The sequence below is a fragment of the Janthinobacterium sp. BJB446 genome, from assembly GCF_002735655.1.
Classification (GTDB): domain Bacteria; phylum Pseudomonadota; class Gammaproteobacteria; order Burkholderiales; family Burkholderiaceae_D; genus Janthinobacterium; species Janthinobacterium lividum.
In genome coordinates this window covers 2497625-2520317 of record NZ_PDZK01000001.1, presented here as the reverse complement: position 1 = coordinate 2520317, position 22693 = coordinate 2497625, and the positions used below count along the sequence as shown (strand labels likewise).

The window sequence follows — 22693 nt, the reverse complement described above, 5'->3', positions numbered from 1 at the left end:
TGGAAATTTTTTCTTATATATGTTTTTATTTCCTCATCCGAGCGTCTATCGTTACTGCGGGCCGCTAGCTTGCGAAGTTGAAAGCGTTGAGCAAGTGAGAATATAGTCGGCTGGGGAGTGCCTACATTAGATCAGGCGAACGAATGCTTAGATCATGCTGTTTTTAGTAGGCAAGCTAGGTCAATCATTCGGCCCAGCTTGCCTGCATCTGACTACGGCGAACTCAATTCAGCGGGGCGCTCTTGAGCTGATGCGTGCGCGCCACTTCCTTCATCGCTTCGAGCAGGTCGTCGCGCAGCTGGCGCGGCAGCTTGCCAAAGAATTCCTCGTCGTTCTGGTCGGCCATCTCGGCCAGCACGGGCACCAGCGCCTCGCCTTCCGTGGTCAGTTCGATCGAGTGCTGGCGGCGGTCGGCCAGCAGGATGGACTTGCTGACCATGCCCTTGCTTTCCAGGCGGTCGATCAGTTTCGATACGGCGCCCTTGCTCATGCCGGACACTTGCGCCAGCACCGTGGGCGAGGTGCAGCCCAGGCGGAACATTTCGCGCAGCACCACCCATTCGGAGACCGTCACGCCATTGGCTTCGGCTTTTTTCTGGAAGCTGTGGGAAACGTGGTTGGAAACGAAACGCAGCCAGTAACCGAGGTGGGCTTCCAGCTCGCTGACGGGGACGCTGTTGGGATGGGCGGATTGCGGCATGGCGGCCGCTTCAAAATTATGGCTCATTTCTTTTCCTTCACTGGGCGGCGTTGCCGGCATGGTTAAGGCCTTCACGCTTGCTGTCGAGTGGTTTGTTTGGGAACAATCATCGTGCTTGAGATAGTTTTAACACTGTTTTCACAGGAAATCACTTACCGGCAAAGAGTTTTTCCTTTTTTCTTGCTCTGGAGAGATAAAAAAACAATATCAAGCAAATAATCGTATTGCCAGAGAGGAAGATTAAAAAAATAACTCATGTTGCATCAATGGTAACAGCATTTTTGCCGAATTGATAAATATTTCATATCATTCGGTGCGCTTGCCCACACACGGCGTATTGCCCACGCGACAGTGCGGGGTTTTCTTGCAGAAATGCGGCCCGCTCAGGCCAGCACCACCTTCACGCCCGCGTCGCGCAATACTTCGGCAAAGCGGGGCGGTGGCGGCGCATCTGTAAATAAGATGTCGATTTGCGCCAGGTCGGCCAGGCGCACCAGCGCCTTGCGGCCGAATTTATGCTGGTCGGCCACCAGCCACACTTCGCGCGACTGCTCGATGATGGCTTGCGCCACCTTCACCTCGCGCGCGTCGAAGTCGCGCAGGCTGCCGTCTTCGTCGATGCTGGAAATGCCGATGATGCCGATGTCGACCTTGAACTGGCGGATGAAGTCGATGGTGGCTTCGCCGACGATGCCGCGGTCGCGCCCGCGCACCACGCCGCCGGCCACGATGACTTCGCAGGCGGCGTTGTCGGCCAGGATGGCGGCCACGTTCAGGTTGTTCGTCACCACGTGCAAGCCCGTGTGCCGGCCCAGCGCGCGCGCCACTTCCTCGGTGGTCGTGCCGATATTGATCAGCAGCGAACAGCCGTGCGGCACCTGCGTGGCGACGGCGGCGGCGATGCGCCGCTTGGCGTCGCTGTTGAACACCTGCCGCTGGCTGTAATCGATATTTTCCACGGACGAGGGCAAGCCGACGCCGCCGTGGTAGCGGGCCAGCAGGCGCGCTTCTTCCATCTGCTTGACGTCGCGGCGCACGGTTTGCGGCGTCACGCCCAGCTGCTGGGCCAGTTCTTCGACGGACATGGTGACCTTCTGGCGCACCACTTCGAGCAGGCGGCGCTGGCGGGGATTCAAAATCATGGATTTGTCTCTTTAAAAATCATAAACGAACAGAAGCGAACAAATAGTGATGAAAATATGTTGCTATGAGTTCGCATTCTGGCGTATCTTATTCATATTGCATGCGTATTACCAGATGGTGATCTTAACGACAGTCGCCGGCGATGCCTAGTCTTTCCTCGCCAGCGTGTCCCCGACATACACGGAGTCCCGATGACCGCAGCACAGCAAGGTGTGGAGACAGCGATGGCATGCGACGTGCTGGTGGTGGGCGGCGGCATCAATGGCGCCGGCATCGCGCGCGATGCGGCCGGGCGGGGCTTGTCCGTGGTGCTGTGCGAAAAGGATGACCTGGCCGCGCACACCTCATCCGCATCGACCAAGCTGATACACGGCGGCCTGCGCTACCTCGAATACTATGAATTCGGCCTCGTGCGCAAGGCGCTGATCGAGCGTGAAGTGCTGCTGCGCTCGGCGCCGCACATCATGTGGCCGCTGCGCTTCGTCATGCCGCATGCGCAGGGCCAGCGTCCCGCCTGGCTGATACGCGCCGGCCTGTTCCTCTACGACATGCTGGCGAAGCGGGAAATCCTGCCGGGTTCCAGCGGCATCGACCTGACGCGCCACGCGGCCGGCAAACCGTTAAAACCCGAGTTCAAGCGCGGCTTCGTGTATTCCGACGGCTGGGTTGACGATGCGCGCCTGGTAGTGCTGAACGCCATCGATGCGGCGGACAAGGGCGCACACGTGCTGACGCAGACGCGCTGCACGGCCCTGTGGCGCGACGGCGCGGGTGCGGACGCTTCTTGGCAGGCGACTCTGCTGCGGGGCGACGGGCGTGAGCTGTCCGTGCGTGCGCGCAGCGTCGTCAATGCGGCGGGGCCGTGGACGGCCGAATTCCTGCAGCAGGCGGCGCCCGGCGGACAGGGCCGGCATTTGCGCCTGATCAAGGGCAGCCATATCGTCGTCAAGCGCCTGTTCGAGCATGATCACGCGTATATCTTCCAGCATCCGGACGGACGCATCGTGTTTGCCATTCCGTATGAGCACGATTTCACCCTGATCGGCACCACCGACCTCGACTATCACGGCGACAGCGGCAAGGTAGAAATCGACGACGAGGAAATTCGTTACTTGTGCGAGCTTTCCAGTTACTATTTCAGCAAGCCCATTGTGCCTGCCGATGTGGTGTGGACGTATGCGGGCGTGCGCCCGCTGGTGGAAGACGCGGCGGCCGACGCCAAGGCCGTCACGCGCGATTACCGCTTCGAACTGGACCAGGAAGGTGCGCCGCTGCTCAGTGTTTTCGGCGGCAAGATCACCACCTTCCGCAAGCTGGCCGAGGAAGCGCTCGATGTGCTGGAGCCGTTGCTGGTGTCCGAGCCGGGCAAGCGGCGGCGGGCCTGGACGGAGCAGGCTTGCCTGCCCGGCGGCGATGTGTATGGCGCCGTGCCGCAGAACCGCTCCGTGCGCGAGTTCGGTCAGTTCGTGCAAGGCTTGCAGCGCGAGTATGCGTGGCTGCCGGCGGCGCTGGTGGCGCGCTATGCGCGCGCCTACGGCACGCGCATCCACGTGCTGCTCGAGGGCAGGGCGGACGTGGCGGCCATGGGCGAGGAAATCGCCGCAGGCCTGTACGCGGCGGAAGTCGACTATTTGCGGCGCCATGAATGGGCCGTCAGCGCGGCCGACATCCTGTGGCGGCGCTCCAAGCTGGGTCTGCACCTGCCGCGCGAGACGGCGGACAGGCTCGATGCCTGGCTGTTGCAGCATCCGCTTTTGCCGTAAGCACAACACGTTGGCGACCGCGCTCCGCAGAGGGTGCGGCGAAGAATAAGAAACCATCACTGGAGGAGAAGCGCGTGCAACTGGTACTGGACAAGATCAGCAGGAAGCAGGGGGCTGACGACTTTTTATATCCGATGTCGCTGGCCTTGGTGCCGGGCGCCATCAACGTCTTGCTGGGCACCACGCGTGCCGGCAAGACGACCCTGATGCGCGTGATGGCGGGCCTGGACAAGCCCAGCGGGGGCACCGTGACGGCCGATGGCGTCGACGTGACGGGCGTGCCCGTCAGCCGCCGCAACCTGGCCATGGTGTACCAGCAATTCATCAACTATCCGGCCTTCACCGTCTACGACAATATCGCCTCGCCCTTGCGCCTGCGCAAGGTGCCCGAGGAACAGATACGGACGAAAGTGCTGGCGCTGGCCGAGCGCCTGCATATCACGCCGTACCTGCAGCGCACGCCCGGGGAACTGTCGGGCGGGCAGCAGCAGCGCACGGCGCTGGGGCGCGCGCTGATCAAGGATGCATCGTTGCTGCTGCTCGACGAGCCATTGGTGAACCTCGACTATAAGCTGCGCGAGGAATTGCGCCGCGAATTGACGGAACTGTTTTCCAGCGGCAGCACGACGGTCGTGTACGCGACCACGGAGCCGCTGGAAGCGCTGCAGCTGGGCGGCCACGTGGCCGTGCTGCACGAGGGACGCCTGCTGCAGCAGGGGCCGACCCTGGACGTTTTCAATGCCCCCAATTCCATCGATGTGGCGCGCACCTTCAGCGACCCGCCCATCAACCTGATCCCCGCGCGCGTGGATGCGAATGGCGTGGCGCAGGCGGCGGACGGCCTGTCGATACACCTGAGCGGCGAACAGCGCGCCCGCCTGGGCGACAGTACGGAGGTGATCCTCGGCGTGCGCGCGCACAGCCTGCATCTGTCTCCCCAGTCCGATGGCGACGTGCCCATCGCGGCGCAGGTGGACCTGGCGGAAATCAGCGGCTCGGAAACCTATGTGCATGCGCGCCGCGGCGAGCTGGCCCTGGTGGCGCAGCTGGGCGGCGTGCACAACCTGGAGATCGGCAGCGCCTGCACCGTGTATTGCCAGCCGCACGCCTTGCTGATCTTCGCGCAAGACGGCGGGCTGCTGTTTGCACCGGGAGGAGCTTGACATGGCGCGCATCGAACTGGTCGACCTGGCCCACGCCTACAAACCGAACCCGACGGCGCCAAGCGACTATGCGCTGCGGCCCATGAGCATGGAGTGGCATGACGGCGGCGCGTATGCCTTGCTGGGACCGTCCGGCTGCGGCAAGACGACCTTGCTCAATATCATTTCCGGCCTGGTGAAACCGTCGCATGGCAAGGTGCTGTTCGACGGCAAGGATGTGACGCAGCTGCCGACAGAGGCAAGGAATATCGCGCAAGTGTTCCAGTTTCCCGTCATCTACGACACCATGACCGTGCACGACAATCTGGCGTTTCCGTTGCGCAATCGCGGCTGGAAAGAGATCGAAGTCAAAAAGCGCGTGCAGCAAGTGGCGCAGATGCTGGAATTGACGGGCGACCTGAAATTGCGCGCCAGCGGCTTGTCCGTGGATGCCAAGCAAAAGATTTCGCTGGGACGCGGCCTCGTGCGTCCCGACGTGGCGGCCGTGCTGTTCGACGAACCGCTGACGGTGATCGACCCGCACCTGAAATGGCTGCTGCGCCGGAAACTCAAGGAAATCCACCACGAACTGAAATTGTCGTTGATCTACGTCACGCACGACCAGGTGGAAGCACTGACCTTTGCCGACCAGGTGGTCGTCATGACGCAGGGCGAAGTGGTGCAGACGGGCAGCGCGCAAGCCCTGTTCGAGGAACCCGAGCACACCTTTGTCGGCTATTTCATCGGCAATCCGGGCATGAACTTGCTCGATTGCACCTTGGACGATGGCGGCGTGCGCGTGGCGGGGCAGCTACTGGCCGTGTCCGCCGCCGCGCGCGCGGCGCTGTCCGGTGCGCAAGGGAAAATCACGGTGGGCGTGCGGCCCGAATTCGTCGAGTGCATCGGGGCTGGAGAGGGCGGGGAAGATACCCTTGCCGCCACCGTTACCGCCGTGCGCAACATGGGTACGCATTACCTGGCGGAATTCCAGCTGGGTGGCGCGACGGTGGCGGCCAAGGTGCGCGCCATCGATGCCGTCGCGGGAGATGCCGTGCGGCTGCGCTTTCCGCCGCAACGCACCTTGTTCTATGTCAACGATAAGCGGGTGGCCTGATGATACATAACGGTAAAACCGATAACAACCGCCGCGCCTGGCTATTGATCCTGCCCGTGCTGCTGTGCGTGGCCTTTTCCGCCATCCTGCCGCTGATGACGGTGGTGAACTATTCCGTGCAGGATATTCTGAGCCCCACGCAAAAGGTCTTCGTGGGTACGGAGTGGTTCCGCATGGTCATGCTGGACGGCGACCTGCACAGCGCCTTGCTGCGCCAGCTGCTGTTTTCCGGCTCCGTGCTGGCGATCCAGATTCCGCTGGGCATTCTGATCGCCCTGTGCATGCCGGCCGACGGCTGGAAGGCGTCGCTGGCGCTGGTGCTGATCGCGCTGCCCCTGCTGATTCCTTGGAACGTGGTGGGCACCATCTGGCAAATCTTTGGCCGCGGTGATATCGGCCTGATGGGCTATACCCTGAACCAGCTGGGCTTTGACTACAATTACAACGGCAATTCGCTCGACGCCTGGCTGACGGTGATGGTGATGGATATCTGGCACTGGACGCCCCTGGTCGTGCTGCTGTGCTATGCGGGCTTGCGCGCCATACCCGACGCGTATTACCAGGCGGCCCGCATCGACGGCGCTTCGCGCCTGGCCGTGTTCCGCTACATCCAGCTGCCGAAACTGCGCAATGTGCTGATGATCGCCGTGTTGCTGCGCTTCATGGACAGTTTCATGATCTATACGGAACCGTTCGTGCTGACGGGCGGCGGACCGGGCAATGCCACCACGTTCCTGTCGCAGTACCTGACGCAAAAGGCCGTGGGCCAGTTCGACCTGGGGCCGGCGTCCGCGTTTTCCCTGATCTATTTCCTCATCATCCTGCTGTTCTGCTTTGTGCTGTACACGTGGATGCAGCGCGTCGGCACGGGAGACCAGAAATGATGCACAAGAAAATGAGTAGTGCCATCCTCGCCGTCTTTTTGCTGGCGTCATTGTTGCCCATCTACTGGATGCTCAACATGTCGCTCAAGACCAACGAGGAAATCGTCGGCGTGCTGAGCCTGTGGCCCCAGCAACTGACGTTCGCCAACTACCACACGATCTTCACCGACCGGTCCTGGTACAGCGGCTACATCAATTCCATGATTTACGTGGCCTTGAACATGGTGATGTCGGTCACGGTCGCCTTGCCGGCCGCGTATGCGTTTTCGCGTTATAACTTCGTGGGCGACAAGCATTTGTTCTTCTGGCTGCTGACCAACCGCATGACGCCGCCCGCCGTCTTCCTCGTGCCTTTCTTCCAGCTGTATTCGACGGTGGGCCTGATGGATACGCACCTGGCCGTGGCCTTGGCGCACATGGTCTTCAACGTGCCGCTGGCCGTGTGGATACTGGAAGGCTTCATGTCCGGCGTGCCGAAGGAAATCGACGAGACGGCGTATATCGACGGCTACAGCTTCCCCCGCTTCTTCATCCGCATTTTCTTGCCAATGATCAAGTCGGGCGTGGGCGTGACGGCCTTCTTCTGCTTCATGTTCAGCTGGGTGGAACTGTTATTGGCGCGTACCTTGACGTCCGTTAATGCCAAGCCGATTGCCGCCACCATGACGCGCACCGTGTCGGCGGCCGGCATGGACTGGGGCGTGCTGGCGGCGGCCGGCGTGCTGACCATCGTGCCCGGCGCGCTGGTGATCTGGTTCGTGCGGCATTACATTGCCAAGGGTTTCGCGATGGGGAGGGTGTGACATGGAAAATACAGATAGCACAGCCAGCCTGTTCGGCTGGATGGCGTGGACGCCGGAAGTGGCCATCTTCTTCATTTGCATCGGCTTGATGCTGGCCGGCATGACGGTGTGGCAGATCCGTTCGCCCAGCATCGAACGAAAAGGTTTCCTGCCCATGCCGACCACGCGCGGCGACCGTTTGTTCATCGGGCTGTTGACGGCCGCGTATGTCAATCTGGCGTGGGCGGGGTTCACGGAAATGCAGCAAGCCATTGGGGCTGCGATCAGTTTTGTCTTGTTGTTGGTTGTAATGCGTTGGGGATGACCGGCTTGCCGGTGTTGATGGATGCCGTACCGCCAGCAGGCGGCCGGTAAAAACTATAAAAGGAGATTCACGATGAAATTGAAGTTCACGGTCTTCGCGGCTGCGGCCATGCTCGTGTCGAATGCGGCCCTGGCGGACGCCAAGCAGGCGCAAACCTGGATCGACAAGGAATTCCAGCCATCCAGCCTGAGCAAGCAACAACAGCTTGCTGAAATGAAATGGTTCATCGATGCGGCGGCCAAGCTGAAAGCCAAGGGCATCAAGGAAATTTCCGTGGTCTCGGAAACCATCGACACCCACGTCTACGAATCGAAGACCCTGGCCAAGGCCTTCGAGGAAATCACGGGCATCAAGGTGCGCCACGACATCATCCAGGAAGGCGACGTGGTGGAAAAGCTGCAGACCTCCATGCAGTCCGGCAAGAGCATCTATGACGGCTGGATTTCCGATTCCGACCTGATCGGCACGCATTACCGCTATGGCGCCGTCGAGCCGCTGTCCGACTACATGGCCGCCAAGGGCAAGGAATTCACGAATCCGGGCCTGGACCTGAAGGATTTCATCGGCATCAGCTTTACGACGGCGCCCGATGGCAAGGTGTACCAGTTGCCCGACCAGCAATTCGCCAACCTGTACTGGTTCCGCGCCGACTGGTTCGCGCGCAAGGATTTGCAAGCCAAGTTCAAGGCCAAGTATGGCTACGAGCTGGGCGTGCCGCAGAACTGGTCCGCGTATGAAGACATCGCCGACTTCTTCACGAATGACGTGAAGGAACTGGACGGCAAAAAAGTCTATGGCCACATGGATTACGGCAAGAAAGACCCATCCCTGGGCTGGCGCTTCACGGATGCGTGGCTGTCGATGGCTGGCGCGGCTGACAAGGGCATTCCGAACGGCATGCCTGTCGACGAATGGGGTATCAAGGTGGCGGCCGACAAGTGCACGCCCGTGGGTGCATCGATGTCGCGCGGCGGCGCCACCAATTCGCCGGCGGCCGTCTTTGCGCTGACGAAATACATCGACTGGATGAAGAAATACGCGCCGCCGCAGGCGAACGGCATGAATTTCTCGGAATCGGGTCCCGTGCCGGCACAGGGCGAAATCGCCCAGCAAATCTTCTGGTACACGGCATTTACGGCTGGCATGACGAAACCGGGCTTGCCGGTGGTGAACAAGGACGGCACGCCGAAATGGCGCATGGCGCCGTCGCCGCACGGTCCGTACTGGAAAGAGGGCATGCAGAACGGCTACCAGGACGTCGGTTCCTGGTTCCTGTTCAAGTCCACGCCGGATGACCGCAAGGCCGCCGCCTGGCTGTATGCGCAATTCGTCACGTCGAAAACCGTGTCGCTGAAGAAATCCATCGTCGGCCTGACCTTCATCCGCGATTCCGACATCCGCCACGATTATTTTACGAAACACGCGAACGAGTACGGCGGCTTGATCGAGTTCTACCGCAGCCCCGCCCGCGTGGCGTGGACGCCGACGGGCAACAACGTGCCCGACTATCCGAAGCTGGCGCAGCTGTGGTGGAAGAACGTGGCCACGGCCATCACGGCGGAAAAAACGCCGCAAGCCGCCATGGATAACCTGGCCGAGGAAATGGACCAGGTCATGGCGCGATTGCAACGTGCCGGCATGAAGGCGTGCGCGCCCAAGCTCAATCCCAAGGTCGATCCGAACCAGTATCTGTCGGACCAGCACGCCCCATGGAAAAAGCTGGCGAATGAAAAGCCGAAGGGTGAAACGATTGCCTACGACAAGCTGCTGCAAGCCTGGAAAGAAGGCAAGGTAAGGTAAACTGCCTGCGCTGTCCTGAGGGCACGGAGTGAGCACCCTCCGTGCCTGTTTTTACCCGCTTTTCGCACCACCAGACAATGACCAAATACATACTTGCTTTAGATCAGGGCACCACCAGTTCGCGCGCCATCCTGTTCGACCATGCGGGCCGGCCGCACGCCAGCGCGCAGCGCGAGTTTCGCCAGATTTTCCCCCAGCCGGGCTGGGTCGAGCATGATGCGAACGAAATCTGGGCGTCGCAAGAGGGCGTGCTGCAGCAGGTCTTGCGCGACAGCGGCGTGGCCGCTTCCGACGTGGCCGCCATCGGCGTGACCAACCAGCGCGAAACGACGGTGCTGTGGGAGCGCGCCACGGGCGAGCCCGTCGCCAATGCCATCGTCTGGCAAGACCGCAGAAATGCGGCTTACTGCGAGCAACTGGTGGAGCAGGGCAAGGCGGAATTGATCCAGCAAAAAACGGGTCTCGTGCTGGACGCCTATTTTTCCGCCACCAAACTCAAATGGCTGCTTGACAACGTTCCCGGCGCCCGCGCGCGCGCCGAGCGGGGAGAGCTGGCGTTCGGCACCGTCGACAGCTGGCTGATCTACAAGATGAGCGGCGCCCACTTGACGGACACGAGCAACGCGGCGCGCACCATGCTGTTCAATATCCACACCCTGCAGTGGGACACGGATCTGCTGGCGCTGCTGGACATTCCCGCCTCCTTGCTGCCCGATGTCGTGCCCTCGAGCGGCGTGGCGGCGCACACCTATACCGACTTGCTGGGTATCTCCGTGCCGATCGCCGGCATCGCGGGCGACCAGCAGGCGGCCACCTTTGGCCAGGCCTGTCTGAAACCGGGCATGGCGAAGAATACCTACGGCACGGGCTGCTTCATGCTGATGAACGTGGGCAAGCGCCCCTTGCCATCGAAAAACCGGCTGTTGACGACGGTGGGCTGGAGCCTGGGCACGGACAGCGACCAGACCGATTATTTACTGGAAGGCAGCGCCTTTATCGCCGGCGCGGCCGTGCAATGGATGCGCGACGGCATCGGCATCATCCGCGACTCGTCCGAAGTGGAGGCGCTGGCCACCAGCGTGCCCGATTCGGGCGGCCTCGTCTTCGTGCCCGCGTTCGCGGGCCTGGGCGCGCCGTACTGGGACCCATATGCGCGCGGCACCCTGATCGGCATCACGCGCGGCACGGGCAAGGCGCATATCGCGCGCGCGGCGCTCGAGGGCGTGGCTTACCAGAACGTGGACGTGCTGTCGGCCATGCAGGATGACGCGGGCATCGCCTTGAGCGAGCTGCGCGTTGATGGCGGCGCGGCCCGCAACGACATGCTGATGCAGTTTCAGGCCGACATCCTGAATGTGCCCGTGGTGCGTCCCGTGGTGACGGAAACGACGGCCCTGGGCGCCGCCTACCTGGCGGGCCTGGCCGTGGGCTTCTGGGACTCGCAGGAAGAAATCGCCGCCCAGTGGCAGGTGGGACGCCGTTTCGAACCGGCCATGGCGGCCGACGAACGCCTGACGCGGCTACACAAATGGCAGCGGGCCGTGGAGCGCTCGCGCGACTGGAGCGAGTGAAAACTCGTGCTCAGTGGCGCATGAAATACACGGCATAGCCCACCGTTTCGCGCGGCACGGAATACAGGTCGCGCAGCTCGAAATAGGGCGCGTGCACGTTGCCGCTGACGGCGATGCCGCTGCGCTCCAGCGCCAGCCGTAAGCGGGGCACGTGAAAATATTGCGTGGCAACCATGGCCGTGCGCCAGCCATGCTGGCGCATCAGGGCCGCCGCATTGCGGGCCGTGGCGTCCGTGGTCCAGCCTTGATTATCCTCAAGGATGGCGCTGGCGGGCACCCCGCGCGATTGCAGGTAGCGGGCCATGGAAGCGGCCTCGTCAAAACCTTCCTTGCCCGTCGCCCCGCTGACGAGGATGCGCGGCGCCCGATGTTCCTGGAATTGCTTGAGCGCCACGTCGAGGCGCGCCTGCAGGCGGGGGCTGGGCGTGCCGTCGGGCGCAATCGTATTGCCCGGCACGACGATCACGTCGGCGGGGGCCAGCTTGTCGTTGAATCCCGCCAGCACCAGGGCGGCGGTGGCCAGCAGGAACAGACCGGCAACGCTTGAACCGAGCAGTATTATTTTTCGCATTGCGCATCATCAAGTAAGGAATGGACGCATGATACCCGTCCATTCCCGCAGGCGTCAGTTCGCCTGCGCCTTGCGCGCGCGCTGGTTCGACAAGTAGATATTGTCCTTTTCCAGCGGCTTGCCCTCGCGCACGGCAGCGAGCCAGTCCTGGGTGCTGGCGACGGCGGCGAAATTCGAGTGGAACACGGCGCTGAAGACGCGGTGGATTTCTTCGGCGCTGGCCGTGCCGCCCGCGTTGGCGTAGGGCAGGGTGCCGGTGGCGTCCTGCAGGAATTCGACTTGCAAGCCGTCGTGCGCGGCGTGGTAGATGGTGGCGGCGTCGCAATTGTGCGTCATGTAGCCGACCACCGTCAGGGTGTCGATGCCGTGGCTGCCCAGCCAGGCCTGCAAGTCCGTACCCGCAAAGGCGCTGCCCATGACCTTGTTGATGCGGTGGTCGGCGGTGAAGGCGGCCACTTGCGGATGCAGTTGCCAGCCGTCGCTGCCCTTGGCAAAGATGGGGGAAGCTTCCGGCGCATCGTGCTGGACGACGATCACGGGCACGCCGGCGGCGCGGGCGGCGGCCATGGCAGTGACGATGTTTGGCAGGGAAATATCGACGGACGGATATTCGATGGGCATGTCGCCCGTGAAGTATTCATTTTGTACATCGATGACGAGCAGGGCGCGGCGCGGGGTGGTGGATGTTGCGGCAGACATGGATAACTCCTGGCATGGTTGAGCGGGGAAGGCTTCCCCGATACCGTCATTGTCTGCGCGTATGCTGTCAATAAAAAGTGGCCCGAAGGCATATCTACGATAAAATCGGGCCATGACTACTATTCCCGCTTTTGCCTCTCCCTTGAGCGTGGCCGTGATCGCCTTTGACGGCATGACGCCGTTTCACCTGTCCGTGCCCTGTCTCGTGTTTGGCGCCCAGACGGACGAGGCCGATCTGCCGCCTTTCCACGTGCGCGTGTGCGCCGCCGATCCCGCACCCTTGCGCACGGCGGCCGGCTTCGGCATCACGCCCGAGTTCGGCCTGGAAGGACTGGAGGGGGCCGATATCGTCATCATGCCCGCCTGGCACGACGATTGCCGCGATGCGGCGGCGCCCCTGGTCACGGCGCTGCAGGCGGCCAGCCGGCGCGGGGCGCGCATGGTGGGCCTGTGCCTGGGCGCGTTTCCCCTGGCACAGGCAGGCTTGTTGGATGGCAAGAGCGCAGCCACGCACTGGGGCATGGCGGACCGGCTGGCGGCCCGTTATCCCAAGGTCAGGGTGGACCGGGAAGTGCTGTATGTGGATGATGGCGGCGTACTGACGTCGGCCGGCGTGGCGGCCGGCCTCGATTGCTGCCTGTATCTGCTGCGCCAGTTGGCGGGCGCCGAGGTGGCCAACCGGGTGGCGCGCCGGCTGCTGGTGGCGCCGCACCGCCAGGGCGGGCAGGCGCAATTCATCGCGCGCCCGCTGCCCGTGTCCGGCAGCGAAGGACGTTTTGCCGAGGTGCTGGCCTGCGTGACGGCCAATCTGGGCATCCCGCACAGCATCGATGCGCTGGCCGAACAGGCCGCCATGAGCCGGCGCAATTTTACGCGTCACTTCCGCCAGGCCATGGGCACCTCGTTCAAGCAGTGGCTGCTGAACCAGCGCCTGGCGCATGCGCAAGGCTTGCTGGAGAAAAGCGCGGCATCGATCGATGTCGTGGCGCAAGAGGCTGGCTTCGGCACGGCCCTGTCGCTGCGCCAGCATTTCCGGGCCAGCTTGCAGACGTCGCCATCGGCGTATCGCAAGCTGTTCCGGCAGCAGCTAATTCCTGCCGGACGACCATAGCGCCGCCGGGTCGCGGCTGCCCTGCGGCAGCTTCGCGCTGACGGCGATTTGCCGCGCAAGGAAGGCGGCCGGCTCGAAGGCGTAGCGCTCCTGGAAGGAGACGGTTTCCGCGCTCATCAGCTCGGCGTAGGTTTGCATCAGGGTCGAGGCGCCAACATGGTTGCCTTGCTCCAGGTAGGTGGCGATGGCGGCCAGCAGCACCGGGTAATCGGCATTTTCCTTGCTGCCGCCAAAGTTGAACGACAACTGCCCGCAGGCGCGCCAGATGGGGTCAAGTTCCCCCTCCGGCACCGCCTGCGTGCGCAGCCATTGCAAGGCCTTGAATGGCGGGCCGCCAAATGACGGCGGCGAAATGATCGCCTGGATGGCCACCTTGACGGCTTCATCGATTCTTCCCGCACGCACATACTGGCCGTGCAGCAGCACCAGCGCATCCGTATATTCGGGCACGATGGCGAGCGCCGCTTCCAGCAGCGCGATGGCCGCGTCCGGGTTGCGCTGCGCAATCAATTCCTTGGCCTCCAGATAGGCGGCGCGCGGCGAAGCGGGGTCGTCGGCCAGCGATGGCGCGCCGACATATTCGTCCTCCGCTGCCGCGCAGGCTTGCAAGAACGTCGTCAGGCTGGAAAAGTGCGGCTGGATGCGCCACTCGTCGTGCCACGTCTCGACGACGATCGGTTCCGCCGCTTCGCGGCCGATGGGCCAGTACAGGCCGAAGGTGTCGCCATTGCCCAGCGCGCCTTCGGAAAAGGGGGTGAAGCCGAGGGGCGGGTAAGGCGTGTCGTGTTGCCAGTCCTTGTCTGTCGAGATATGGGCGAGGCGTGCGGGTAATAGCATGGGGGCACCGGAGAATAAAACGCCAGTGTAGAACAAGAGGACGCCGCCGGGCGTCCGCCAGGGCGGGCTTGGCACGGCAGGCCCATCTGACTCGCCCCGATCAGCGTCCGCTGGCTTGCGGCTTGAGCAGGCGCAGGGTATTGATCGTTGTCATCAGGTCGGAGAAAGAGTCGGCCTGCATCTTGCGCATGACGCTGGCGCGGTGCAATTTGACCGTATGTTCCACCGTTCCCAGTTCCGCTGCGATTTGCTTGTTCAGCCGGCCAGCGACCACCAGTTCCATGACCTGGTGTTCGCGTTTCGTCAGCCTGCCCAGGCGCAGTTCGATGGAACGCAGCAGCGCCCGGTCCGCAGTGAGCCTGCCATTCAGCTTGAGCGCCAGTGTCACGGCATCGAACAGGCGCAGGGCGTCGACGGGCTTGGTCAGGAAATCAACCGCCCCCAGCTTCATGGCCTTGACGCTGCTTGCCACGTCGCCATTGCCTGTTAAAAAAATCACCGGCAGCAGCGATTCGCAGTGCAGCAGGTGTTCCTGGAGCAGGGGACCGGACATGGCGGGCATGGACAGGTCCAGGACGAGGCAGCCCGCCTGCTGCAGGTCGGCCTCGGCCAGAAACGCTTCAGCGGAAGAGAAGGACTGTACCTGGTGGCTGGTACAGGAAAGAATTCTTTCCAGTGCGCGCAGGATGAACGGGTCATCGTCGACGAGGAAAACGCAGGGCGCGGCGGCACTGGTGTTATTCATCAATGGGTATGGTGAATTCAATGGTGGAGCCGAAGGGATAGGCGGAGCGGGCCCAGATTTCGCCATAGTGGGCAGCGATAATTTTCTTGCAAATATTCATGCCCAGGCCCATGCCGCCTTCCTTGGTGCTATAGAAAGCATCGAATATCCTGTCGTGATGGTCGGGCGGCAAACCGACCCCCGTATCGCTGACGGTAAACAAGGCATATTTGCCCAGATAGTGGCGCACCGACAGGTAGATGCACTTGCGCTCGTCGGGCAAGTCCTTGACCGCGTCGATTGCATTGGCCAACAGATTGATGAGGACTTGCTGAATCTGCACTAGGTCTCCGCTGACATGCATTTCGTGGTCGCAATATTCCGTCAAGCGAATATTTTTGAGCGCCAGGTCGTGCCGCATGAATTGTCGTACGCTGGCCAGTACGTCATTGACGCGGATACGTTCCGTGCACTTCTTGCCGGGATACAGCAGTTTCCTGATTTTCGTGAGCACCGTGGCAGCCCGTTTGGTCTGATCGATGATGTCGCGGATGATCGCCAGTTGTGCGGGTTCATTGAAGTGCCGGTTCCTGATCATGAATTCCGCAGCCTGGGCATTGCCCAGGATGGAAGTGAGCGGCTGGCTCAGTTCATGGGCGATGGCGCCGCTCAATTCGCCGGCCAGGGTGACGCGCGATAGGTGCATCAGTTTGAGCTCGTTGTCTTGCAGCGCGATCGTGGATGTCATTTCGCGCGAGCTAGCCTCTTGCATCGCCTGCCGCATGATTTTCATCGAGTAAGCGATGGAAAAACTTAAGGCGATCACGGAAAAAATCGTGCTTTCCGCCATATGGAAATTATGTTCAAACAGATGCTGGGAGGTAATGAAGTTATCCAGGCTAAGTAGTTTTAAGGAAAGTGTTGTTCCAAGCGGAAAGAAAGCAATCAATAGAAAAATGGCATTCATATTTTTGTTCAGGCATAGAGGAATAAGCAGAATCAGAAGGACAAGTATATTGGTCTGCACGAGTATCGTATTGATGGTATAGCTGGCTGCATAGCCAATCAGGAATGCCAGCGGCGATGCCAGTAAAATGGCGACAGTGATGATGTTGTAGATTGTGATGAAACTGTTGGATGGAAGATCCGGCATTTTCAGATAGGATCTGGCGAAAATGAAAAAAAAGAACATGCACAGTGAAAAGAGGAATGGCAGTAGTGAATTGTTGAATTCGGGATTGCTATAAAAGAGAAATTCAGCGCTGGCACCATAATAGAAGAATGTGGTGGAACTCAGCAGGGCGAGAAATGCCGCGTAGATGATATGAATATTGTCTTTGGTGGAAATAAAAAGAAAGATGCTGTAAATGCAGAAGGCCAGCAGGCAGCCAAAATACATTCCCATCAAGAGTTTTTCCTTGGATTTCTGCAGGAAAAACGTATCGCTGGCCTGCACGGTAAGGGCAAGCGGTTCCTGAAAACCGTCCAGGCTGGCAAGCCTGGCATACACTGCCAGCTGTTGTCCGGCAGCGATGGCCAGCGGTAAGGACAAGGTCCAGGACTGTTGGTAGCGGAAATTGAAATTGCGCCGGTCGCCGCTATGGATGCTCGTCATGAGGCGTCCATCGGCCCTGTCCAGCACATGCCAGTCTACAAAATCCTGCAAGGGTGTGCCCAGGTCAACCGTCACCTGCGCCGGCTGCGGGCCAGAATTGTCGAGGTTGAACCTGATCCACCGGCAAGCGCCAGCGGGGCCGACGTTGGGCGGCTCCCCCGTCACGGAAATCCAGTGCGGGCTATGCCTGACGGCATCGACTGGCTGTTCACAGCTGCTGTCTTCCAGTGCCTGGTAGTGCCGGAGCAAACCTAAGCTCGTCGGCTGCGCCGCATCTATCGTCTCCCTCCCTTGCGCCCCGACATGCGCCGCAAATCCCAAGACACTGATTGCTATTGAAAAGACAATGTAGGTAATGAGAAGCCAGTAATTTCTTTTGAAAATAATTTTCCCATATTCCCTAAATAGCAACATTGCTGTTATCTCCATCAGTGAGACGATTTGGTTGAAGTTGCCGAGCGAAATGCTACGGATTTCGCGTGCCGCTATCAATAGAACCAAAGTGTAGTATCGCTTGCTTCAGGATAAATGTACCGTGTCGTGGTTAGATTTCCAAGTGGAAATATCATGATTGCATGGCGAATAAGGAAATATTAGTAAAATAAAATTTACAAAAAACGCACCCTTGCTTAAGCGGTAAGTATTTTTTAAATAATGGCGATGTGGGAGCGGAGATGCGTGCATTACACAAAAAAATGGCGGAAATATGCAGGGTGCCTCATGCCGGTGCGTATGATTTATCGCAGCAGCGATACTTTTATCTGGAATTGAAGACGCCGAGTCTGGCATTGCAATGCATGGCCTTTATTGGCATGCTCGCGTCATATTTCCTGGCTGGCAGATTATCTTATGCGGTGGGTCAGGAATATTTGATTTGTGTAGCCGGAGTCTTGCTTGGAATTGTGATCAGCTGCAGGGCAGGAAATTTACGGTATCTGAATATTGGCGGCCTGGTGACCGCCATTTTTTCCTGTGCCGGCTTTCGCGTGCTCATGTCGGCAAGCGGCATTAGTGGGTACTGGATGTTTCCACTCGGAGTCTTGATGACGGTTTCCATTTCGGCCATCGCCAGTGATCCATTGACGTATCTGGTGCTGATACTGGTTGTGTGGTTTTTACTGGGGCTGGGCGGTTTCGAGCAGGCATTGCTGGCCAGCGGCGAATGGTCGGTAATGTATGCGGCGGCGGGGGTGTTGATCGGCCTGCTTTTCAGCAGCTGTTTTTTTCGCCTGCGCTATATGCACCATGTCGCCACGGCGCGCCTGGAAGACATGGCTTACCGCGATTATTTGACTGGCATACCCAATCGCCGCTGTTTTCTCGATGCGCTGCATGCGGCAATGAGAGATGGCAAGTCGTCGCCTGCTTACCTGTTAATGGCCGATGTCGATGATTTCAAGATGATTAACGATGAATTTGGACATGATACCGGCGATATCGTCCTGCGGGAGCTGGGCCAGATTATTGCCGCGTCGGCGGCAGGTTGTCCGCACGGGCGGATCGGCGGCGAGGAATTCGCCATGCTGATCGATGCCGACCTGGCGTGCGTGGCCTACATTGCAGATCAGCTGCTGGACAGGGTGCGGCGCTCGACGGCAGTCAGGCGGGGCGTGACGATCAGTGTCGGTATCGCGCGCATGCAGGGAAATGCCGTGGCGGACAGTTTCCGCAGGGCCGATGAGGCGCTATACAGCGCGAAACTGTCCGGCAAGGATTGCGTGGTCTTTTTTCCCGACGCAGCGCCAGCTTAGGCGCCGTACCTCAAGCAATGCAAGCAAGAAGATGCGTGTGCAAGTGCGCAGGCCGCCGTGGCTATACCATTCACAGGGGAAATGATATGAATATCCGTACGATCAAGGGCAAATTGGCCATCGCCTTTGCCGGACTGGCGCTGATGGTGCTGGCCGTTTCCGGCATTTCCATCACCTCGCTGCTGGATGCGAATGCGCGTTTCGATTCCTATTTGTCCGAAACGAATGCCCGTTCCGTCCTGGTTGCCAAACTGCAGGAGGCGGTTGATAGCCGGGCCATCGCCGCACGCAACTTGCTGCTGTTTGTGAATGCACAAGATATCGCGCAGGAAAAGGAGCGCGTCGCCGAAGCCCACGCCCGGGTGCAGGCGCAGTTGCGGCAATTGCAGCGCAGCGCTGCGCAATCGGCCCAGATCACCGAGACCGCGACGAGACTGATACGGGAAATGGAAGCGGTGGAAGCCCTGTATGGGCCGGTGGCGTTGTCCATCGTCGATTTGGCGCTGACTGGTCAGAAGTCTGCCGCCATCGACAAATTGAACCGCGAATGCCAGCCATTGCTGATGCGCCTGGAAAGGACGACCAATGAGTACGCGCGTTATGCCGCGGCCAGGGCCGAGGCGCGCTTGCTGACGGGTAAGCAGGCGTTTGCCGCCCAGCGCAATCTGCTCGTCGGCGTTTGCCTGCTCGCTTTCATGGCGGCCGGCGGCGCCGGGCTGTGGATCGTGCGCACCTTGTTCCGTTCCTTGGGTAGCGAACCGGCGCTGCTGGGCGCGGCGGCTCAAAAAGTTGCCGGAGGGGATTTGAGCCATGCAGGCGAGCAAGTGCAGGCGCCGGGCGGCAGTGTCATGGCCTCGCTGGTGGCCATGCAAACAGCTCTGGCGACGATGGTGGGCCAGGTGCGCGAAGCGTCGCAGGCGATGTCCACGGGGGCAGTGGAAATCGCCATGGCCAATACCAGCCTGAGCATGCGTACGGAGGAGCAGGCGTCCAGCCTGGAGCAAACGGCGGCCTCGATGGAGGAATTGACTGGTGCTGTCAGCAATACGGCCAACGCGGCCAGGAAAGCTACCGAGCTGGCCAACTCCGCCTCGCGGGTCGCCAGCCGGGGTGCCGACGTCGTTGCCCGGGTGGTGCAGACCATGAATGCGATCAATGCGGGTTCCCAGCGCATTGCCGATATTCTTGGCACCATTGACGGCATTGCCTTCCAGACCAATATCCTGGCCTTGAACGCGGCCGTCGAGGCGGCGCGCGCGGGGGAGGAGGGACGGGGCTTTGCCGTAGTGGCCAGCGAGGTGCGTAACCTGGCGCAGCGCAGTGCCGTCGCGGCCAAGGAAATCAAGGTGCTGATCGACGCCTCCGTGGCCAGCGTGGCGTCGGGCAGCCGCCTGGTGCAGGATGCCGGCGTGACGATGGATGAAATCGTCGACAGTGTCGGCCATGTCATGGCCATGATAGGCGAAATCAGCACTTCGGCCAGGGAGCAGAGTGATGGGATCGGCCAGGTCAATGTGGTAGTGAGCCAGCTTGATCGCATGACACAGGAGAATGCGGCAATGGTGGAGCAGACGGCGGCCGCCGCCGAGCAGTTGAAGGAGCAGGCCATCCAGATGGCGGCACTGGTCGGTACGTTCAGGCTCGGCGACGAGCGCGATGGGGCGGGCAGTCCACAGGCAATCGATGCCGGCGCGCGCAGGCTTGCCCTGGGCGCCGTTGCCGCACCATGCCCGGCCTGAGCCGTTTATTCACGGGCGCAGGTGTCTACTTGCGCGGCTCGTGTATCCGGAATTTCCTCACGATGCCCGCCTGGTCGAACATGACGGCCACTTCGCGCGTGCCTTTTTCGCCCAGCAGGGGGATCAGGCGCGTCATCTTGGGCGCTTGCAGCTGGTTCTTGTAGACCCAGACTTCATAGCCGGGATCGAAGCTGACGACGGTGGCGTTGCCCAGGGCAGCGTCGAGGTCGAGGCGGGTGGTCTTGCCCACCTTGATGTTTTGATAGATGGCGCCATTGTCCGGCGCGCGGTTGACCTTGTATTCACTGGCGGTGCACATGGCCACGGCCAGGCCCGCGAGGCAGGAAGCTGCCAGTTTTATCAATGTGTTCATACGGACTCCCAGTGTGCATCACTGCTTCCAATCTCAGAGGGGACGGGCGTGATGTCAGGACAGGAGTGTGCTTGCGTGGCCGCGAATGTGCTACAAGATTATACAAAGGCGCAAAATTTGATGCTGTCGGTACCGGCAGGCGGTACCTTCACCGATTTTGCAGCACGTCGGTCGACAGCGCCAGGGTTTCCTTGATTTCTTCCATCACCACATAGCTTTTCGATTGCGCGGCGCCGGGCAGCTGCAGCAGCATGTCGCCCAGCAGCTTGCGGTACTCGGCCATTTCATGGATGCGCGCCTTGATCAGGTAATCGAAGTCGCCCGACACCAGGTGGCATTCCTGTACCTCGGGAATTTGCAGCACTTCGCGGCGGAATTGCTCGAAGGCGGACGCGGATTTTTGATTCAGCGTAATCTCCACAAAGACGAGCAGCTTGGCGCCCAGCGCGGCCGGGTTCACCTTGGCATGGTAGCCCGTGATGACGCCGTCGCGCTCCATGCGCTTGACCCGCTCGATGCAGGGCGTGATGGACAGTCCCACCTGTTCGCCCAGGTCTTTCATCGAGATACGGCCATCCTGTTGCAGGATGCGCAGGATGTGGCGATCCAGCTTGTCGAGGCCACGTGCCGATTCTTTAAGGATTCTCATGATTTATTGCTGAATATCTCGATTTATACGTGAACAAATACTGGCTCTTTCCCAATATGATAGCGGTTAATCTGGCGTCAGCCTAAAAAATATAATGAGGAAACTATGCGTATCGTGATTCTGGGTAGCGGCGTCATCGGCGTCACCAGTGCTTACTATCTGGCCAAGGCAGGACATGAGGTGACCGTCATCGACCGCCAGCCGGGCCCGGCACTGGAAACCAGCTTCGCGAATGCGGGGCAAATCTCGCCCGGCTACGCTTCGCCATGGGCTGCGCCCGGCATTCCCCTGAAAGCCGTGAAGTGGATGATGCAGCGCCACGCACCGCTGGCCATCTCGCTCGACGGCAGCGCCGCCCAGCTCAAGTGGATGTGGCAGATGTTGCGTAATTGCACACCGGAAGCGTATGCGGTGAACAAGGAACGCATGGTGCGCCTGGCCGAATACAGCCGCGATTGCTTCAAGGTGCTGCGCGCCGAGGCCGGCATCACGTATGAAGGCCGCCAGCAAGGCACGATGCAATTGTTCCGCACCGAAAAGCAATACAACGACGCCGCCAAGGATATCGAAGTGTTGAAAGACGCGGGCGTGCCATATGAAGTGTTGCAGCGCAACGAGCTGTCGCGCGCCGAACCGGCCCTGGAAGCGGTCAAGGATAAACTGTTCGGCGGCTTGCGCCTGCCCAACGATGAAACGGGCGATTGCCAGCTGTTTACCACGCGCCTGTCCGAAATGGCCGTGGCGCTGGGCGTGAAGTTCCGCTATGGCGTCGCCATCGATGCATTGCTGACGCAGGGCGATGAAATCGCTGGCGTGCAATGTGGCGCGGAAATCGTCAAGGCCGACTCCTACGTCGTGGCGCTCGGTTCCTACTCGACGGGCTTCATGAAGCCGCTGCTCGACATCCCCGTGTATCCGCTGAAGGGCTATTCGATCACCGTGCCTATCGTCAACGCGGCCAAGGCGCCCGTGTCGACCATCCTCGATGAAACCTACAAGATCGCCGTGACGCGTTTCGACGACCGCATCCGCGTGGGCGGCATGGCGGAAATCGCTGGCTACAACCTGAACCTGAACCCGCGCCGCCGCGAAACCCTGGAAATGGTCGTCAACGACCTGTTCCCCGGCGGCGGCAACACGGCCGAGGCCACGTTCTGGACGGGCTTGCGTCCGATGACGCCGGACGGCACGCCGATCGTCGGCCGCACGCCGCTGCGCAACCTGTTCCTCAATACGGGCCACGGCACCCTGGGCTGGACCATGTCCTGCGGTTCGGCGCAATTGCTGGCCGACCTGATGTCGTCGAAAAAGCCGGCCATCCTGGCCGACGACCTGTCCGTCAGCCGCTACAGCGGCGCACAGGGCAATGGCAAACTGCAACACGCGGTGGCCTGAGATGG

The 22693-nt window shown here is 60.8% G+C and carries 21 protein-coding genes; 12 read left to right on the top strand and 9 right to left on the bottom strand.

Features of this window, described 5'->3' with window-relative positions:
- Positions 1-223: 223 nt before the first annotated feature.
- Together CSQ92_RS11125 and CSQ92_RS11120 are read right to left on the bottom strand one after the other, a co-directional pair.
- Entirely contained in the window at positions 224-727 is a 504-nt protein-coding gene (locus tag CSQ92_RS11125; protein WP_052139937.1) for a MarR family winged helix-turn-helix transcriptional regulator, read from the bottom strand.
- A gap of 356 nt (positions 728-1083) precedes the next feature.
- Positions 1084-1842, bottom strand: coding sequence for a DeoR/GlpR family DNA-binding transcription regulator (locus tag CSQ92_RS11120; RefSeq protein WP_170846299.1), 759 nt, complete (start codon positions 1840-1842; stop codon positions 1084-1086).
- A 192-nt stretch (positions 1843-2034) separates the two neighbouring features.
- Here CSQ92_RS11120 and glpD point away from each other — a divergent pair, with 192 nt between their 5' ends.
- The 8 genes from glpD (at position 2035) to glpK (ending at position 11224) form a co-directional block, all read left to right on the top strand.
- Positions 2035-3606, top strand: coding sequence for a glycerol-3-phosphate dehydrogenase (glpD, locus tag CSQ92_RS11115; protein WP_257219190.1), 1572 nt, complete (start codon positions 2035-2037; stop codon positions 3604-3606).
- Between the two features lie 74 nt (positions 3607-3680).
- Positions 3681-4769: an ABC transporter ATP-binding protein gene (locus CSQ92_RS11110; RefSeq protein WP_099394139.1), complete on the top strand. Its 1089-nt coding sequence runs from the start codon at positions 3681-3683 to the stop codon at positions 4767-4769.
- A 1-nt stretch (position 4770) separates the two neighbouring features.
- Complete coding sequence (locus CSQ92_RS11105; protein WP_099394138.1) at positions 4771-5862, top strand: ABC transporter ATP-binding protein; 1092 nt, start codon at positions 4771-4773, stop codon at positions 5860-5862.
- Complete coding sequence (locus CSQ92_RS11100; protein WP_034754965.1) at positions 5862-6746, top strand: carbohydrate ABC transporter permease; 885 nt, start codon at positions 5862-5864, stop codon at positions 6744-6746. Before CSQ92_RS11105 ends, CSQ92_RS11100 begins: the two co-directional genes overlap by 1 nt.
- The gene (locus CSQ92_RS11095; protein ID WP_034779108.1) at positions 6743-7549 is read left to right on the top strand and encodes a carbohydrate ABC transporter permease; all 807 of its coding nucleotides are present in this window, start codon (positions 6743-6745) and stop codon (positions 7547-7549) included. The genes CSQ92_RS11100 and CSQ92_RS11095 overlap by 4 nt, the downstream gene beginning before the upstream one ends.
- A 28-nt stretch (positions 7550-7577) precedes the next feature.
- Positions 7578-7853, top strand: a complete 276-nt coding sequence (locus CSQ92_RS11090; RefSeq protein WP_034779613.1) for a DUF2160 domain-containing protein — start codon at positions 7578-7580, stop codon at positions 7851-7853.
- A 72-nt stretch (positions 7854-7925) separates the two neighbouring features.
- On the top strand, positions 7926-9653 hold the full coding sequence (locus CSQ92_RS11085) for an ABC transporter substrate-binding protein (RefSeq protein WP_034779106.1): 1728 nt from the start codon (positions 7926-7928) through the stop codon (positions 9651-9653).
- A gap of 77 nt (positions 9654-9730) precedes the next feature.
- Positions 9731-11224 carry a glycerol kinase GlpK gene (glpK, locus tag CSQ92_RS11080; protein WP_099394137.1) on the top strand — a complete coding sequence of 498 codons (1494 nt, stop codon included), beginning with the start codon at positions 9731-9733 and terminating at the stop codon, positions 11222-11224.
- Between the two features lie 10 nt (positions 11225-11234).
- Here glpK and CSQ92_RS11075 read toward each other — a convergent pair whose 3' ends face one another.
- Both CSQ92_RS11075 and CSQ92_RS11070 read right to left on the bottom strand, forming a co-directional pair.
- Positions 11235-11795 carry a YdcF family protein gene (locus CSQ92_RS11075; RefSeq protein ID WP_099394136.1) on the bottom strand — a complete coding sequence of 187 codons (561 nt, stop codon included), beginning with the start codon at positions 11793-11795 and terminating at the stop codon, positions 11235-11237.
- 54 nt (positions 11796-11849) lie between these two features.
- Positions 11850-12494: a cysteine hydrolase family protein gene (locus CSQ92_RS11070; RefSeq protein ID WP_099394135.1), complete on the bottom strand. Its 645-nt coding sequence runs from the start codon at positions 12492-12494 to the stop codon at positions 11850-11852.
- Between the two features lie 142 nt (positions 12495-12636).
- On the opposite strand from CSQ92_RS11070, the gene CSQ92_RS11065 reads away from it, so the two are divergent.
- On the top strand, positions 12637-13605 hold the full coding sequence (locus CSQ92_RS11065) for a GlxA family transcriptional regulator (protein ID WP_441326512.1): 969 nt from the start codon (positions 12637-12639) through the stop codon (positions 13603-13605).
- Here the strand turns inward: CSQ92_RS11065 and CSQ92_RS11060 are convergent.
- The 3 genes from CSQ92_RS11060 to CSQ92_RS11050 all read right to left on the bottom strand — a co-directional run bounded on the left by CSQ92_RS11060 (position 13582) and on the right by CSQ92_RS11050 (position 17282).
- Positions 13582-14442, bottom strand: a complete 861-nt coding sequence (locus CSQ92_RS11060) for a tetratricopeptide repeat protein (protein WP_099394133.1) — start codon at positions 14440-14442, stop codon at positions 13582-13584. The genes CSQ92_RS11065 and CSQ92_RS11060 overlap by 24 nt on opposite strands.
- Before the next feature lie 100 nt (positions 14443-14542).
- Complete coding sequence (locus CSQ92_RS11055) at positions 14543-15187, bottom strand: response regulator transcription factor (protein ID WP_070280276.1); 645 nt, start codon at positions 15185-15187, stop codon at positions 14543-14545.
- Positions 15180-17282: a sensor histidine kinase gene (locus tag CSQ92_RS11050; protein ID WP_143450346.1), complete on the bottom strand. Its 2103-nt coding sequence runs from the start codon at positions 17280-17282 to the stop codon at positions 15180-15182. Before CSQ92_RS11050 ends, CSQ92_RS11055 begins: the two co-directional genes overlap by 8 nt.
- Before the next feature lie 173 nt (positions 17283-17455).
- Between CSQ92_RS11050 and CSQ92_RS11045 the strand changes: the two genes are divergently transcribed.
- Entirely contained in the window at positions 17456-18532 is a 1077-nt protein-coding gene (locus tag CSQ92_RS11045; RefSeq protein ID WP_099394131.1) for a GGDEF domain-containing protein, read from the top strand.
- 86 nt (positions 18533-18618) lie between these two features.
- The gene (locus tag CSQ92_RS11040) at positions 18619-20271 is read left to right on the top strand and encodes a methyl-accepting chemotaxis protein (protein ID WP_099394130.1); all 1653 of its coding nucleotides are present in this window, start codon (positions 18619-18621) and stop codon (positions 20269-20271) included.
- 25 nt (positions 20272-20296) lie between these two features.
- On the opposite strand, the gene CSQ92_RS11035 is transcribed toward CSQ92_RS11040, so the two are convergent.
- Together CSQ92_RS11035 and CSQ92_RS11030 are read right to left on the bottom strand one after the other, a co-directional pair.
- The gene (locus CSQ92_RS11035) at positions 20297-20644 is read right to left on the bottom strand and encodes a hypothetical protein (protein ID WP_099378671.1); all 348 of its coding nucleotides are present in this window, start codon (positions 20642-20644) and stop codon (positions 20297-20299) included.
- 148 nt (positions 20645-20792) lie between these two features.
- Positions 20793-21293, bottom strand: coding sequence for an Lrp/AsnC ligand binding domain-containing protein (locus CSQ92_RS11030; protein ID WP_070222192.1), 501 nt, complete (start codon positions 21291-21293; stop codon positions 20793-20795).
- Positions 21294-21398: 105 nt separating this feature from the next.
- On the opposite strand from CSQ92_RS11030, the gene CSQ92_RS11025 reads away from it, so the two are divergent.
- On the top strand, positions 21399-22688 hold the full coding sequence (locus CSQ92_RS11025; protein WP_034783073.1) for a D-amino acid dehydrogenase: 1290 nt from the start codon (positions 21399-21401) through the stop codon (positions 22686-22688).
- Positions 22689-22693 lie beyond the last annotated feature (5 nt).

Bases quoted from the DNA above. Each gene is read 5' to 3' on its own strand.
- CSQ92_RS11075 (WP_099394136.1), bottom strand. From the start codon at position 11,795: ATGCGAAAAATAATACTGCTCGGTTCAAGCGTTGCCGGTCTGTTCCTG.
- CSQ92_RS11045 (WP_099394131.1), top strand. From the start codon at position 17,456: ATGCGTGCATTACACAAAAAAATGGCGGAAATATGCAGGGTGCCTCAT.
- CSQ92_RS11070 (WP_099394135.1), bottom strand. From the start codon at position 12,494: ATGTCTGCCGCAACATCCACCACCCCGCGCCGCGCCCTGCTCGTCATC.
- CSQ92_RS11030 (WP_070222192.1), bottom strand. From the start codon at position 21,293: ATGAGAATCCTTAAAGAATCGGCACGTGGCCTCGACAAGCTGGATCGC.
- CSQ92_RS11035 (WP_099378671.1), bottom strand. From the start codon at position 20,644: ATGAACACATTGATAAAACTGGCAGCTTCCTGCCTCGCGGGCCTGGCC.
- CSQ92_RS11040 (WP_099394130.1), top strand. From the start codon at position 18,619: ATGAATATCCGTACGATCAAGGGCAAATTGGCCATCGCCTTTGCCGGA.
- CSQ92_RS11095 (WP_034779108.1), top strand. From the start codon at position 6,743: ATGATGCACAAGAAAATGAGTAGTGCCATCCTCGCCGTCTTTTTGCTG.
- CSQ92_RS11120 (WP_170846299.1), bottom strand. From the start codon at position 1,842: ATGATTTTGAATCCCCGCCAGCGCCGCCTGCTCGAAGTGGTGCGCCAG.
- CSQ92_RS11025 (WP_034783073.1), top strand. From the start codon at position 21,399: ATGCGTATCGTGATTCTGGGTAGCGGCGTCATCGGCGTCACCAGTGCT.
- CSQ92_RS11105 (WP_099394138.1), top strand. From the start codon at position 4,771: ATGGCGCGCATCGAACTGGTCGACCTGGCCCACGCCTACAAACCGAAC.
- CSQ92_RS11060 (WP_099394133.1), bottom strand. From the start codon at position 14,442: ATGCTATTACCCGCACGCCTCGCCCATATCTCGACAGACAAGGACTGG.
- CSQ92_RS11085 (WP_034779106.1), top strand. From the start codon at position 7,926: ATGAAATTGAAGTTCACGGTCTTCGCGGCTGCGGCCATGCTCGTGTCG.
- CSQ92_RS11100 (WP_034754965.1), top strand. From the start codon at position 5,862: ATGATACATAACGGTAAAACCGATAACAACCGCCGCGCCTGGCTATTG.
- glpK (WP_099394137.1), top strand. From the start codon at position 9,731: ATGACCAAATACATACTTGCTTTAGATCAGGGCACCACCAGTTCGCGC.
- CSQ92_RS11055 (WP_070280276.1), bottom strand. From the start codon at position 15,187: ATGAATAACACCAGTGCCGCCGCGCCCTGCGTTTTCCTCGTCGACGAT.
- CSQ92_RS11125 (WP_052139937.1), bottom strand. From the start codon at position 727: ATGAGCCATAATTTTGAAGCGGCCGCCATGCCGCAATCCGCCCATCCC.
- glpD (WP_257219190.1), top strand. From the start codon at position 2,035: ATGACCGCAGCACAGCAAGGTGTGGAGACAGCGATGGCATGCGACGTG.